Genomic DNA, 12,314 nt, shown 5'->3' with positions numbered 1-12,314 from the left:
AATGGCCGGCAAGGCAACCGGCCCCACAATCGGTGTTTCAGCCAGTGACCGTCAGGAAACCCGTATGTTGCGCAAGAAGTTTCCCCTGATCTTGATTCTCGTCGCTCTTACCTGGTCGTGCGCTTCAGCCTCCGACGAACCCGAGCCGCTCGACACAATGACCATGCACGTGTTCATGTCCGAGACCTGCCCGCACTGCCGCGCCCAGAAGCCGTTTCTGGCCAGCCTGGATGCAAGCAACCCCGAGCTCGAGATCCTGCACCTCGAGGTCATGACCACGCGCGAGCACCATGAACTGTTGCGCAACATGGCCGGCCTGCATGGCGTGCAGCCCGGCTCGGTTCCGATGATCTTTTTCGGCGGCCGCGTCTGGACCGGCGACAGCCGCCAGATTCGACGCGAAATCGCCGATCACGTGGAGGATTGCCTCAACGGCGGCTGCCCGCTTTGAGCCGCCATGACCTGGCTTAAGCCCCAACGCGACCGACGGTGACTCGAAAACGCACGGCGCTTAACCGCGCGATCACCATCGGCCAGGTCGACGTCCAGCCAGGGGAAAGGCGCAGCATCCAGCTCGACATGGGTCGGCTTTACACCCATGCCCAAACGGCGATGCCCGTCCAGGTGATCTGCGGCAGACGCGCCGGGCCGGTGCTGTTCATCAGCGCCGCCATCCACGGCGATGAACTCAACGGCGTTGAGATCATTCGACGGCTGATGCGCATCGATGAACTTCAACGTCTGCGCGGAACGCTGGTCGCCGTGCCCATCGTCAACCTGCACGGCTTCATCCACACCAGCCGCTACCTGCCCGATCGGCGCGATCTCAACCGCTCTTTCCCCGGGTCCCAGACCGGTTCGCTGGCCGGACGAATCGCCCACGTCTTCATGCGCGAGATCGTCAGCCGCGCCACCCACGGCATCGATCTGCACACCGGGGCCGTGCACCGCGGCAACCTGCCCCAGATTCGAGCCAACCTGGATGATGAGGAAACCCTGGCCATGGCCAAGGCCTTCGGCACGCCGGTGATCCTGAACTCGGCCATCCGCGACGGCTCGCTGCGCGCGGCCGCGGCCGAACGCAAAACGCCCATCCTGCTCTACGAGGCCGGGGAGGCGCTGCGCCTGGACGAGTTCTGCATCCGCGGCGGCGTGGAAGGCATTATTCGGGTGATGCGGCTGCTCGGCATGCTGCGCAAGAGCCGACGCAAGCCGCCGCCGGAACCCATCATGGCGCGATCAAGCAGCTGGGTGCGGGCCTCGCAGAGCGGCATTTTTCGTGCCTATGCCCAGCTCGGAGACCGCGTCACGCGCGACCAGACCGTCATGGGCGTGGTCTCCGACCCTTTCGGCGAAAGCGAGCAGGAAATCCGGGCACCGTTCAGCGGCATTGTCATTGGTCGCTTGAACCTGCCGCTGGTCAACGAGGGCGATGCGGTCTTCCACATCGCCCGCTTTTATCGTACCGACATCGCCGCCGAGCGCATCGAGGACTACCAGGAGTCGATGGAATCCGAGGACTTTCCGTGGACCGACGACGCCAACGAGACCCCGTGAGTCAGACCTGCCGGGCAAGGCGGCAGCGCCACAGAAATGAGGATCATTTATAATGGCCGGCTATTCCTGACTGGAGAGATTCGATGACCGCCAGCATGCGAGCCGTCGTCAAAGCCAGCGCCGCACCCGGCCTGGAAATGCGCGAAGTCCCCATTCCGGCACCTGGCGCCAACGAGGTCCTGCTCAAGCTTGAGAAGACCGCCATCTGCGGCACCGACCTGCACATCTACCAGTGGGACGAATGGGCCCAGCGCACGATCAAGCCGCCGCTGATCATCGGTCACGAGTTCGTCGGACGCATCGTCGGCATCGGTGAAGGCGTGCGCGGCTACAGCGAAGGCCAGCGCGTGTCCGCCGAGGGCCACGTGGTCTGCGGCGTCTGCCGCAACTGCCGCGCCGGCAAGCCCCACCTGTGCCCGCACACCGAAGGCATCGGGGTCAATCGCGACGGCGGCTTTGCCGAGTACGTGGTCGTGCCGGCCAGCAACCTGTGGCCGATCCCGGACGAGATCCCGTCCGAACTGGCGGCTTTCTTCGACCCTTTCGGCAACGCCGCCCACTGCGCGCTGCAGTTCGACCTGGTCGGTGAAGACGTGCTGATCACCGGCGCCGGCCCGATCGGCATCATGGCCGCAGGCATCGCCAGACACGTGGGCGCTCGCCATATCGTCATCAGCGACGTCAACGACCATCGGCTGGAGCTGGCGCGCAACATGGGCGCTACCCGCACCATCAACGTCACGCGCGAAAATCTGCGCGACATCCTCGGCGAGCTCGATATCGACGGCTTCGACGTCGGCATGGAGATGTCGGGCAATCCGCAGGCTTTCGGCGACCTGCTGCACTGCATGTACCACGGCGGCCGCGTCGCCCTGCTCGGGCTATTGCCCAAGGGCGCCGGGGTCGACTGGGATCAGGTCATCTTCAAGGGCCTGCAGGTCCACGGCATCTACGGTCGGCGCATGTACGAGACCTGGTACAAGATGACCCAGATGGTATTGACCGGTTTCCCGCTGCGCAAGGCGCTGACCCACCAGCTGCCGATCGAGCAGTTCGAAACCGGCTTCGAGCTGATGGCCGCCGGCGAGTGCGGCAAGGTGGTGTGCGACTGGACCGGCGAGGTTCAGGCCGCCTGACGGGGCGACCGCCCGGGCGTTCAGGCGCCCGGGCGATGAATCTTGTCGGGATTCATGCGCGGCTGCCAGGGCAGGCCTTCGTTGCGCCAGCCGTTCTTCAGGCGCATGCCGGCCTGTTCGCCCTGCTCGATCCGATCACCCTGGAAACCGTGGCGGACGTAGCGGACGTTGGGAAACCCGGCCTCCTGCAGGAAGCGCGCGCTGGGCTCGCCACGGCCGCTGCCCGAGCGGCACATGGTGATGATCAGCGCGTCGCGCGCCAGCCCGTGCTCGGCCAGCGCCGCCTCGACCTGGGCGGCGAAATCCGGGTTGCGCGGCATCGGAAAGCTGCCGCTGTCGGCGTTCCAGCCGTTGCGGTCGACCAGCAGGAACGGAATATTGATGTCGACGCTGTCGGTCCAGCCGATGAACATGATCTCGACCGGGTCGCGTACGTCGATGAACAGCACGTCCCGGTCGGGATCGCTGACCGTCTCGAAGGCTTCGGTGGCCGACATGGCGAAGTCGTCCGCCCAGGCCGATGAGGCCAGCCAGGCACAGGTAATAAGAACAAGCATCCATCGCGACATGGGTTTACTCCAGCGTTTTCAATCAGACTGGCATCGTACCATCGGCCGTGCGAGAACCGCATCAGGCGTGTCGTGACCCCCGCCCCCCGCGCTGGCCTACAATGCGGTGCTGAAATTGATCTTCAAGTAGCCACCATGACCGATACCGCCTTTCTTTCCCGTCTCGAGCAGGAACTCGCCCGCATCGACGCCGACGGCCTGTACAAGCGCGAGCGCTCGATCACGACCCCGCAGCGCGTCGAAATCGAAACCGCCGAGGCCGGCGAAGTGCTCAATTTCTGCGCCAACAACTACCTCGGCCTGGCCGACCACCCCGACATCATCGGCGCGGCCCGCACGGCGCTGGACGAGTACGGCTTCGGCCTGGCCTCGGTGCGCTTCATCTGCGGCACCCAGGACCTGCACAAGCGCCTGGAGCACACCATCGCCGAGTTCTTCGGCAAAGACGACGCCATCCTCTACGCGGCCTGCTTCGACGCCAACGGCGGCCTGTTCGAGCCGCTGCTGGGGCCGGAAGACGCAATCATCTCCGACCAGCTCAACCACGCCTCCATCATCGACGGCATCCGGCTGTGCAAGGCCGAGCGTCATCGCTACCCGAATTCGGACATGGCGGCGCTGGAGGAAATCCTGCAGAACACGCAGGACAAGCGCACCCGCATGATCGCCACCGACGGGGTGTTCTCGATGGACGGCTACGTCGCCAAACTGGACGAAATCACCGCCCTGGCCAAGCGCTACAACGCGCTGGTCATGGTCGATGACTGCCACGCCACCGGCTTTTTCGGGCCCACCGGACGCGGGTCGGCCGAGTATCACGGCGTGCTCGACAAGGTCGACATCTTCACCTCGACCCTGGGCAAGGCGCTGGGCGGCGGCATGGGCGGCTTTACCGTGGCCAGCCAGCCGGTGATCGACATCCTGCGCCAGCGTTCGCGCCCCTACCTGTTTTCCAACTCGCTCGCCCCGCCGCTGGTGGCGGCCAGCATCAAGGTGTTCGAAATGCTCACCGCCTCGACCGCGCTGCGCGACCGGCTGGAAGAAAACACCCGCTTCTTCCGCCAGGCCATGACCGCGGCCGGATTCGACATCAAGCCCGGCGATCACCCGATCGTGCCGGTGATGCTCTACGACGCGCCGCTGGCCCAGAAGATGGCCGACGCCCTGCTCGAGGAAGGCATCTACGTGATCGGCTTTTTCTACCCCGTCGTTCCCAAGGACCAGGCCCGCATCCGCACCCAGATCTCGGCCGCCCACAGCCGCGAGCAGCTCGAGCAGGCGGTCGAGGCCTTCACCCGGGTCGGCCGACGCCTGGGGATTGTTTGACCGATCCGGTCGCAAGCCAGGTCGTCAAGACCGGCCTGGTCATCATCGGCGCCGGCTTTGCCGGCATCGGCCTGGCGATCCGCCTGCGCCGTGCGGGCTTCGACGACTTTGTCGTGCTCGACGCCGAGTCCGGCGTGGGCGGGACCTGGTGGGTCAACCGCTACCCGGGCTGCGCCTGCGACGTTCAGTCGCATCTCTACTCGCTGTCGTTTGCGCCCAAGGCCGACTGGTCGCGCCGCTTCGCCGCTCGCGCCGAAATCCAGCAGTACCTCGAAGATCTCGTCACCCGGCACGGCATCGCGCCCCGCATCCACCTCGATACCCGGGTCGTGCAGGCCCGCTGGCAGGAATCCGAGCACGCCTGGCGGGTCCACGACCAGCACGGACGGGTGTTCGCCGGCCGGATGCTGGTCTCGGCCATCGGCGGGCTGTCGCGGCCGGCCTGGCCCGATATCGAAGGCCTTGCCGATTTCGACGGTCCGGTCATCCACTCCCAGCGCTGGCCCGACGGGCTGAATCTGAAAGATCAACGCGTCGCGGTCATCGGCACCGGCGCCTCGGCCATCCAGTTCGTTCCCCATCTTCAGCGCGACGCCCGTGCGGTCGACATCTACCAGCGCAGCGCCCAGTGGATCCTGCCCCGCCCGGATCGCGCCATCGCGGGCTGGAAACAGCGCCTCTACCGGCGCTTTGCGCCGGCCCGGCTGGCGCTGCGGCTCAGCCAGTTCCTGCTGCTGGAAAGCCGGCTTCCGGCGTTCGCCCGCTGGCCGCGGATGACCGCTTTCCATCGTCGCAAGGCCCGCCGCCATCTGCTAAGCCAGGTCTCGGACCCGGCGCTGCGCGAGCAGCTTACGCCCGACTACGCCATGGGCTGCAAGCGGGTGCTGATGTCCAACGACTACTACCCGGCCGTCGCCGCAGCCAACGTTGAACTGGTCACCGAGCCCATCGAGCGCCTCGAAGGCCGCGCGATCATCGACCGGAGCGGGCAGCGTCGCCCGGCCGACCTGATCGTGCTGGGTACCGGGTTCCAGGCCACAAGCCCGGTTCCCCCAGGCTTGATCATCGGCCACCAGGGCCGCGACCTGGCCGAGGCTTGGGCCGATGGCCCGCAAGCCTACAAGGGCAGCACCGTGGCCGGCTTCCCCAACTTCTTCACCCTGCTCGGCCCGAACACCGCCCTGGGCCACAACTCGGTGCTGCTGATGATCGAGGGCCAGATTCGCTACCTGATCGACATGCTCAGCTTCATGCAACGCCATCGCAGCACGCGCATCGAAGTCCGTGACCAAGCCCAGCGAGACTGGAATGAGGACCTGCAGCGGCGGCTGGCGCGCACGGTCTGGAACCGCGGCGGCTGCGGCAGCTGGTATCTGCACCCCCGAAGCGGCCGCAACGCCACCCTGTGGCCGCGTTTTACCTCGACCTTCCGCTGGCACTGCCGGCGCTTCGACCCCGCGGCTTACGAACTGGCCGAAGCCGGATCCGGGGTCACACCCGTTCGGGGCGAACCACCCGGCACTCGCTGACCGACACCAGGCCGATGTGGCGGCTGACGACCTCAAACACCGAGTCCAGGACGCTTTCGGCGCGCTCCGGCGCCACCATGGTCAGCACCGCCACCATGCCGCCAGCCGACCCGACCTCCCCCGCAGCCGTCCACGGCCCTGACCTGCCCTCCCCGCCCAGGACCGGCAGCACCGTATAACCCTTGACCGCCGCCCGGTCCAGCTCGCGCGTCAGTGCCCGCAAGGCGGGACTTTCGATGATGATTTCGATGCGGGTTGCGGTATGGGTCTGCATGCTCAGCCTCCGGACAGCCAGGTGGCTGCCGCCAGATACAGGGTAATGCCAACGGCGAGATTGAACGGAAAAGTCACGCCCAGCGACAGCGACAGGTAGATCGCCGGGTTGGCTTCCGGCAGGGCTACGCGCATGGCCGCCGGCACCGCGATGTAGGAAGCCGAAGCCGCCAGCGTCGCCAGGATCGCCATACCGCCGACCGAAAGACCCAGCGCCCAGGCCGTTGCCAGTCCGGTCACCGCCCCAACCAGCGGCATCAGTAGTCCGAACAGCACAACGCCGACCGTCAGCGCGCTGCGGCTGCGCGCGAGATTGCGCCCGGCCACCAGCCCCATGTCGAGCAGGAACAGGCACAGCACGCCCTTGAACGGCGCCACCAGGAAACCCTCGACCTCGGCCATGCCGGCCGGCCCGGTCGCCCAACCGATCAGGAAGGCGCCGATCAGCAAAACGATAGAGCCGTTGAGAATGACTTCGCGCCACGGCACGCCCGCGGCCGAGCGCGCGCTGGCATTGCGCTGCGCCAGCCACAGCGCGGTCAGAATGGCCGGCGCCTCCATGGTCGCGGCCACCGCCACCAGCCAGCCCTCGTATGCCACACCGCGCGACTGCAGCAGTGCACCGGCAGCAACAAAGGTGACGATGGAGATGGAGCCGTAGTGGCCGGCCACCGCGGCGGCATCCACGCTCGACAGGCGGCTCATCGCGCGCAACAGACCGTAGGCGATCAGCGGCAGGATGGCCGAAAGCCCCGCGCCGGCGAGCAGGCCCAGGGCCAGGCGCCAGTCGAGCCCGGCCGCCGCCACTTCGACCCCGCCCTTGTAACCGATGGCAAACAGCAGGTAGATCGAAAGACCCTTGGCCACCGCCTCGGGCACGCTCAGATCAGAGCGCAAGCCGGCAGCGACCAGGCCGAGCACGAAACTCAGGACGATCGGCGAAAGCAGGTTCTGGACCGCCAGTTCCAGCACGAATCAGAGCTCCCGCGGTCTGGTCAGGAGCGCCTGCGCAGCCTGATCGAGCTGCTCTTCGGAGGCCAGCACCAGCCGCGCTGCATCCCCAAGCGGGATATAGCAATCGCGCCCGGTCACCCGCCGGACGGGCTTGCCGCCCAGGCCGGCCTCAACCAGGCCGGTGACAACGGCTTCACCGACCCCGCCATCGGGACGGCCTTCGTCGAACACCACGATCGCTGCGCAATCGCTCCCGTGACGCGCTACCGCCGCCAGATCCAGCGGCTTGAGCCAGCGCAGGTCCAGCACCCGAACCGAGATGCCCCGTGCCCGCATGCGAGCGGCACAGCGCAGGGCCATGGGTACACCGTTGCCGTAGGTGACGATCAGCAGATCCGCGGCCTGCTCGTGATAAACACGCGGCCTGAACGGCTCGAGCGACTGCTCCGGGGCCGGATAGGGAAACAGCCAGCCGCCATCATCGGGCTCGTGCAGATCCTTGGTCATGTACAGCGCGATCGGCTCGATCAGCGCGCACACGCGGCCGTCCACCCGCGCCATCGCGGCCATGGTTCTCAGCATCATTGCCGCATCATCGCCGCGCGCCGGGCAACCGATGACCAGACCCGGGATGTCGCGCAGGGCGGCGATGGAGTTGTCGTTGTGGAAGTGGCCGCCGAAGCCGCGCTGGTAGCCCAGACCGGCGATCCGCAGCACCATGGGATTGCGGAATTGATCGTTGGAAAAGAACTGCAGCGAGCAGGCCTCGCCGCGAATCTGATCGCAGGCGTTGTGAAAATAGGCCAGGTACTGGATTTCCGGGATCGGCAGATAGCCCATCATGGCGTAGCCCTGGGCCAGACCCAGAATCGTGGTTTCGTCGAGCAGCGTATTGAAGACTCGACGCTGTCCGAAGCGGGACCACAGGCCCCTGGTCACGGTGTAAACGCCACCCTTGCGCGCCACGTCCTCGCCGAACACCAGGGCTTCGGGAATCTTCAACATCAGGTCGGTCAGCGCCCGATTGATCTGAATGGCCAGGTGGCGCGGTTCCTGGGCTTCGGGCAAGCGATCCGGGCCGCCGAAACATTCAGCACGCGCGTCCGCCGCCGGGCTGCGCCGGGCTTCCTGCATCACGGCCGCGGTCGAAACCGGCGCCAGCGGTCCGACCACTTCCCCGAAGCTGGCCAGGCGCGGAGTTTGATCAGCCCGGTCGGCCGCTTCCAGGCATCGCTGCCGCAGCTGCTCGTAGCGCCTGCGAATCTGCTCGGGCTGCATCAGGCCCCGGACCACTACCCGCTCGGCCGAGCGCAGCAGCGGATCGCGCGCCTCCGCGGCGGCCAGATCCTCCGGCGAACGGTAGTCGATCTCGAAATCGGTCCCGGCGTGGCCCATCAGACGGGTGACATCCAGGTGCAGGAAAACCGGGGTCCGGCGTTCACGGCAGTGAGCGATCGCCTCGCTGACCGGTTGATAGCCTTCGGCCAGGTCCAGTCCGCTGGCGCGGCGATAGGTCAGCCCATGGCGCCGCGCCATGCTGTCGTGGACCCAGTTGCGGGGGCTGGGCACCGAGATCCCCAGCCCGTTGTCCTCGCACACGAACAAAATCGGCACCGGTAAGTTCTGATGCCGCGACCAGGCACAGGCATTGAAGGCGGCCTGGGCGGCGGCATGATTGAGGCTGGCGTCACCGAAACTGCACACCACGATACTGTCGGGCGGAACCGGCAGGTCGTGGCCGTCGCGCGCCCCCCGGGCCAGCGCCAGCGCCGTACCCACCGCCTTGGGCAGGTGCGAGGCGATGGTCGAAGTCTGCGGCAGCACCCAGAGCGGCTGACTCCCCCAGACCTTGTGCCGTCCCCCAGAGGCCGGATCCCGGGTTGAAGCGGCAAACGACAGGCAGGTATCGGCGACGAAATCCCGATCGGGCAGGTTGCGGTAGCGTTCGGCCATGAAAGCCCCGGAACGGTAGTGGAGGAACGCCGGGTCGGTATGCCGGGTCAGCCTTCCAACCAGCGCATTGCCCTCGTGACCGCTCGAGCCGATGGTGTAGAACACCTTGTTCTCGGCGCGCTTGACCCGCGCCATCAGGTCGAGCTGGCGCGAGACCATCTGGCTGTCGAACAGTTCAAGCAGATCGGCAGACGCAATGGAGCCGCCGTCGCTGGCCGTCGAACGCCCCTGCTCAAGCGCGCTCAGGTGCCTCAGAAACGCTTCGTCGACGACTTCGGCACGATTGACACGTCGGGCGGCGGACTGGGTCATGCTTTGATCGGAACCGCAGATGAACGCAGATGCAAGCAGGTTACTTCAAAACCGCGGTTTCTGGGTTCCGGCTTCGCCTGAGCCGAAACCCGAAACCTCAAACCCTAAAATGCGCTCAAGCCGGTCAACTCCCGCCCTACCACCAGCTGGTGCACGGTTTCGGTGCCTTCATACGTAATCACCGACTCGAGGTTGAGCATGTGGCGGATCGCCACGTACTCCAGCGTGATCCCCGAGCCACCCAGCAGGTCGCGGCAGTCCCGGGCGATGTCCAGCGCCATGCGCACGTTGTTCCACTTGGCCATCGAGATCTGGGTCGGATGAACCCTGCCCTCGTCCTTGAGACGGCCCAGGCGCAGCGCCATCAGCTGGGCCTGGGTAATGCGCAGCGCCATATCGGCCAGGCGGATCTGAACGGCCTGGTTGGCCGCAAGCGGCCGGCCAAACAGCTCGCGATCAGCGGTGTAGGTCAGTGCTTCGCTCAGGCAGGCGATGGCCGAACCGATCGGGCCCCAGGTAATGCCGTAGCGCGCCTGGCTGAGACAGGACAGCGGACCTTTCAGCCCTTTCACCCCGGGAAGGCGATTGCCCTCGGGCACGCGGACGTTGTCCAGATACAACTCGGAAGTAACCGAGGCGCGCAACGACATCTTGGCCTTGACCTCGCGCGCCTCGAAACCGGGGCTGTCGGTCTCGACAATGAAGCCCTGGATACCGTCTTCAGTGCGCGCCCAGACGATGGCGATCTGCGCAAGATTACCGTTGGTGATCCACATCTTGGCGCCGTTGAGCACCCAGTCGTCGCCGTCGCGCCGGGCGTGGGTCTTCATGTTGGAGGGATCGGAGCCGCCGTGAGGCTCAGTCAGACCGAAACAGCCGATGACCTTGCCGGCGGCCATGTCGGGCAGCCAGCGCTGCTTCTGCTCTTCAGAACCGAAGGCATGGATCGGGTACATGCACAGCGAGGACTGGACCGACACGAAGCTGCGCAGGCCGGAGTCTCCGCGCTCGAGTTCCTGGCAGATCAGACCGTAGCTGACCGCGTTCAGTCCGGCGCAGCCATAACCCTCCAGGCTGGAACCGAGCAGGCCCATCTCGGCTATGTCCGGCACCAGCTCGGCCGGGAAACGACCCTCGTCGAAACATTCGGCCATCAGCGGCAGGGCCTTGTCATCGACAAAGCGAGCGACGCTGTCGCGAATCATTCTTTCTTCGTCGGTCAGCTGCTCGTCGATATCGAACAGATCGGTGGAATTGAGCTTGCGCATGGTGTTTGCCTGAAAGTTATCCTGTCTGTCCTGCATTCTACGGAACCCGCCCGTTTCCGACGTTGATGTTCGTGCCCGAAGCGCGTCTGTCGCTTCGTCAGCATCCGGTCGGGATGGCTGGCTATAATACGCCGTCTTCCGATCTTTCCGACTGTGTACGCCAAGATGCTCAAAAAAACGCTACTCGCAGCTCTGACGGCAAGCGCGCTGGTCGCTGTTGCACATGCCGAGGAAGGGGATCCCGACGAGGGCCGCACGATCGCCTTCACCTGTCTCGGCTGTCACGGCATTCCTTTTCAGACCAACGTCTATCCGACCTATTTCGTCCCGCGCATCAAGGGCCAGACCGCCGGCTACATCGAGTCGGCGTTGCGTTCCTATCGCGAGGGATCGCGGCGACACGCTACCATGCAGGCCCAGGCCAATACTCTTAGCGATGAGGACATCCGCAACGTGGCCGCCTACTTCGCCAGCTTCGGGGAGGATCGCTCATGAAGACCATGCCCGGTATTGCCCTGGTGGCGCTTGGCTTGATCATCGCCAGCCCCGCACTGGCGGACGACCCTGCCCGCGGCCAGGAACTTTCCGAGGTCTGTCAAAGCTGTCACGGCGAAAACGGCAATCTCGCCCTGCAGGACGACTACCCGCTCATCGGCGGTCAGCATTTCGACTACCTGGTCCATGCCCTGCGCGCCTACCGCTCCGGTGATCGCGACAACGCCATCATGGCCGGCTTCGCGCGCGATCTCAGCGATCAGGACATCCGCGATCTGGCAGCCTGGTATTCGCGCCAGGACGGCGAACTCGAGCCCTGAACGGGACCGAGCCGCCCGGCCGGCGAATCAGGCCGCGTAGTAGGGGTTTTCGCCCTGGCTGTGATCGGTGGAATCGACCACGTTGCGGATTTCTGGCAGTTCCTGCTTCATCGTGGTTTCGACCCCGTTTTTAAGGGTGACGTCGATCATGCCGCAACCCTGGCAGCCGCCGCCGAACTTGAGCACGACGTCGTTCTCCGAGGTAATCTCGACCAGCGAAACGAGCCCCCCGTGGGAGGCGACCATGGGGTTGATGCGCGCTTCCAGCACCCAGTTGACCCGTTCGGTCAGTGGCGCATCGTCGGACGGACGTTCACCCTTCAGGCCCGGCGCCCGGATGGTGAGTTCTCCGCCCATGGCGTTGCGTTCGAAATCGATCATCGCGTCCTGCAGGGCCGGCAGGCTGTTGATCTCGATAAACAGCGTGAACCGACCGCAGTCGAAGGGCTCGTCAGTCTCGCTTTCCTTGCCGGCAGGACAGTAGGCCAGTTCGACCTCCGCGGTGGGCGATCCGGGCCGGTGAATGCAGATGCGCAGATTGGTGCCTTCCGGCTGCTGCTCCAGAAGCGAGGAAAAATAATCACGCGCGGCGGGTGTAATCGTAACCATGCTGGAAACCTGT

At 65.6% G+C, this 12,314-nt stretch carries 13 protein-coding genes; 7 read left to right on the top strand and 6 right to left on the bottom strand.

All coding sequences use genetic code 11. The features are described 5' to 3' along the window. Window positions 1–64 precede the first annotated feature (64 nt). From G3I74_RS06760 to tdh, 3 genes are all read left to right on the top strand, one after another. On the top strand, window positions 65–451 hold the full coding sequence (locus tag G3I74_RS06760; RefSeq protein ID WP_164210808.1) for a glutaredoxin family protein: 387 nt from the start codon (window positions 65–67) through the stop codon (window positions 449–451). Window positions 452–489: 38 nt separating this feature from the next. Further along, window positions 490–1,557: a succinylglutamate desuccinylase/aspartoacylase family protein gene (locus G3I74_RS06755; RefSeq protein ID WP_338063074.1), complete on the top strand. Its 1,068-nt coding sequence runs from the start codon at window positions 490–492 to the stop codon at window positions 1,555–1,557. 83 nt (window positions 1,558–1,640) lie between these two features. Then, window positions 1,641–2,693 carry an L-threonine 3-dehydrogenase gene (tdh, locus tag G3I74_RS06750; protein ID WP_239056673.1) on the top strand — a complete coding sequence of 351 codons (1,053 nt, stop codon included), beginning with the start codon at window positions 1,641–1,643 and terminating at the stop codon, window positions 2,691–2,693. A 20-nt stretch (window positions 2,694–2,713) separates the two neighbouring features. Here tdh and G3I74_RS06745 read toward each other — a convergent pair whose 3' ends face one another. Continuing rightward, window positions 2,714–3,262 (bottom strand): rhodanese-like domain-containing protein, encoded by a 549-nt coding sequence (locus G3I74_RS06745; RefSeq protein ID WP_164210807.1) that lies wholly within the window; start codon window positions 3,260–3,262, stop codon window positions 2,714–2,716. A gap of 135 nt (window positions 3,263–3,397) precedes the next feature. On the opposite strand from G3I74_RS06745, the gene kbl reads away from it, so the two are divergent. Beyond that, window positions 3,398–4,588 (top strand): glycine C-acetyltransferase, encoded by a 1,191-nt coding sequence (gene kbl / locus G3I74_RS06740; RefSeq protein ID WP_164210806.1) that lies wholly within the window; start codon window positions 3,398–3,400, stop codon window positions 4,586–4,588. Continuing rightward, window positions 4,585–6,117 (top strand): flavin-containing monooxygenase, encoded by a 1,533-nt coding sequence (locus G3I74_RS06735; RefSeq protein ID WP_164210805.1) that lies wholly within the window; start codon window positions 4,585–4,587, stop codon window positions 6,115–6,117. Before kbl ends, G3I74_RS06735 begins: the two co-directional genes overlap by 4 nt. Here G3I74_RS06735 and G3I74_RS06730 read toward each other — a convergent pair. The 4 genes from G3I74_RS06730 to G3I74_RS06715 form a co-directional block, all read right to left on the bottom strand. Next, window positions 6,080–6,391 (bottom strand): P-II family nitrogen regulator, encoded by a 312-nt coding sequence (locus G3I74_RS06730; RefSeq protein WP_164210804.1) that lies wholly within the window; start codon window positions 6,389–6,391, stop codon window positions 6,080–6,082. The two genes, G3I74_RS06735 and G3I74_RS06730, sit on opposite strands and share 38 nt — an antisense overlap. 2 nt (window positions 6,392–6,393) lie before the next feature. Further along, window positions 6,394–7,362, bottom strand: a complete 969-nt coding sequence (locus tag G3I74_RS06725) for a sodium-dependent bicarbonate transport family permease (protein WP_164210803.1) — start codon at window positions 7,360–7,362, stop codon at window positions 6,394–6,396. Window positions 7,363–7,365: 3 nt separating this feature from the next. Next, window positions 7,366–9,609, bottom strand: a complete 2,244-nt coding sequence (locus G3I74_RS06720; RefSeq protein ID WP_164210802.1) for a transketolase C-terminal domain-containing protein — start codon at window positions 9,607–9,609, stop codon at window positions 7,366–7,368. 104 nt (window positions 9,610–9,713) lie between these two features. Then, window positions 9,714–10,877 (bottom strand): acyl-CoA dehydrogenase family protein, encoded by a 1,164-nt coding sequence (locus G3I74_RS06715; RefSeq protein ID WP_164210801.1) that lies wholly within the window; start codon window positions 10,875–10,877, stop codon window positions 9,714–9,716. Between the two features lie 165 nt (window positions 10,878–11,042). On the opposite strand from G3I74_RS06715, the gene G3I74_RS06710 reads away from it, so the two are divergent. Continuing rightward, the gene (locus tag G3I74_RS06710) at window positions 11,043–11,372 is read left to right on the top strand and encodes a c-type cytochrome (RefSeq protein ID WP_164210800.1); all 330 of its coding nucleotides are present in this window, start codon (window positions 11,043–11,045) and stop codon (window positions 11,370–11,372) included. Continuing rightward, window positions 11,369–11,692: a c-type cytochrome gene (locus G3I74_RS06705; RefSeq protein WP_164210799.1), complete on the top strand. Its 324-nt coding sequence runs from the start codon at window positions 11,369–11,371 to the stop codon at window positions 11,690–11,692. The genes G3I74_RS06710 and G3I74_RS06705 overlap by 4 nt, the downstream gene beginning before the upstream one ends. Before the next feature lie 27 nt (window positions 11,693–11,719). Here the strand turns inward: G3I74_RS06705 and G3I74_RS06700 are convergent, their stop codons facing one another. Continuing rightward, window positions 11,720–12,301, bottom strand: coding sequence for a NifU family protein (locus G3I74_RS06700; RefSeq protein ID WP_164210798.1), 582 nt, complete (start codon window positions 12,299–12,301; stop codon window positions 11,720–11,722). Between the last annotated feature and the right edge of the window lie 13 nt (window positions 12,302–12,314).

Source organism: Wenzhouxiangella limi (genome assembly GCF_010499265.1).
Classification (GTDB): Bacteria; Pseudomonadota; Gammaproteobacteria; order Xanthomonadales; family Wenzhouxiangellaceae; genus Wenzhouxiangella; species Wenzhouxiangella limi.
Note: the sequence above shows the minus strand (reverse complement) of the source record. Positions and strands in the feature narration are given on the sequence as shown.

Coding starts and splice junctions, on each gene's coding strand:
- kbl (WP_164210806.1), top strand. CDS start 3,398: ATGACCGATACCGCCTTTCTTTCCCGTCTCGAGCAGGAACTCGCCCGC.
- G3I74_RS06715 (WP_164210801.1), bottom strand. CDS start 10,877: ATGCGCAAGCTCAATTCCACCGATCTGTTCGATATCGACGAGCAGCTG.
- G3I74_RS06760 (WP_164210808.1), top strand. CDS start 65: ATGTTGCGCAAGAAGTTTCCCCTGATCTTGATTCTCGTCGCTCTTACC.
- G3I74_RS06720 (WP_164210802.1), bottom strand. CDS start 9,609: ATGACCCAGTCCGCCGCCCGACGTGTCAATCGTGCCGAAGTCGTCGAC.
- G3I74_RS06745 (WP_164210807.1), bottom strand. CDS start 3,262: ATGTCGCGATGGATGCTTGTTCTTATTACCTGTGCCTGGCTGGCCTCA.
- G3I74_RS06705 (WP_164210799.1), top strand. CDS start 11,369: ATGAAGACCATGCCCGGTATTGCCCTGGTGGCGCTTGGCTTGATCATC.
- G3I74_RS06700 (WP_164210798.1), bottom strand. CDS start 12,301: ATGGTTACGATTACACCCGCCGCGCGTGATTATTTTTCCTCGCTTCTG.
- G3I74_RS06710 (WP_164210800.1), top strand. CDS start 11,043: ATGCTCAAAAAAACGCTACTCGCAGCTCTGACGGCAAGCGCGCTGGTC.
- tdh (WP_239056673.1), top strand. CDS start 1,641: ATGACCGCCAGCATGCGAGCCGTCGTCAAAGCCAGCGCCGCACCCGGC.
- G3I74_RS06730 (WP_164210804.1), bottom strand. CDS start 6,391: ATGCAGACCCATACCGCAACCCGCATCGAAATCATCATCGAAAGTCCC.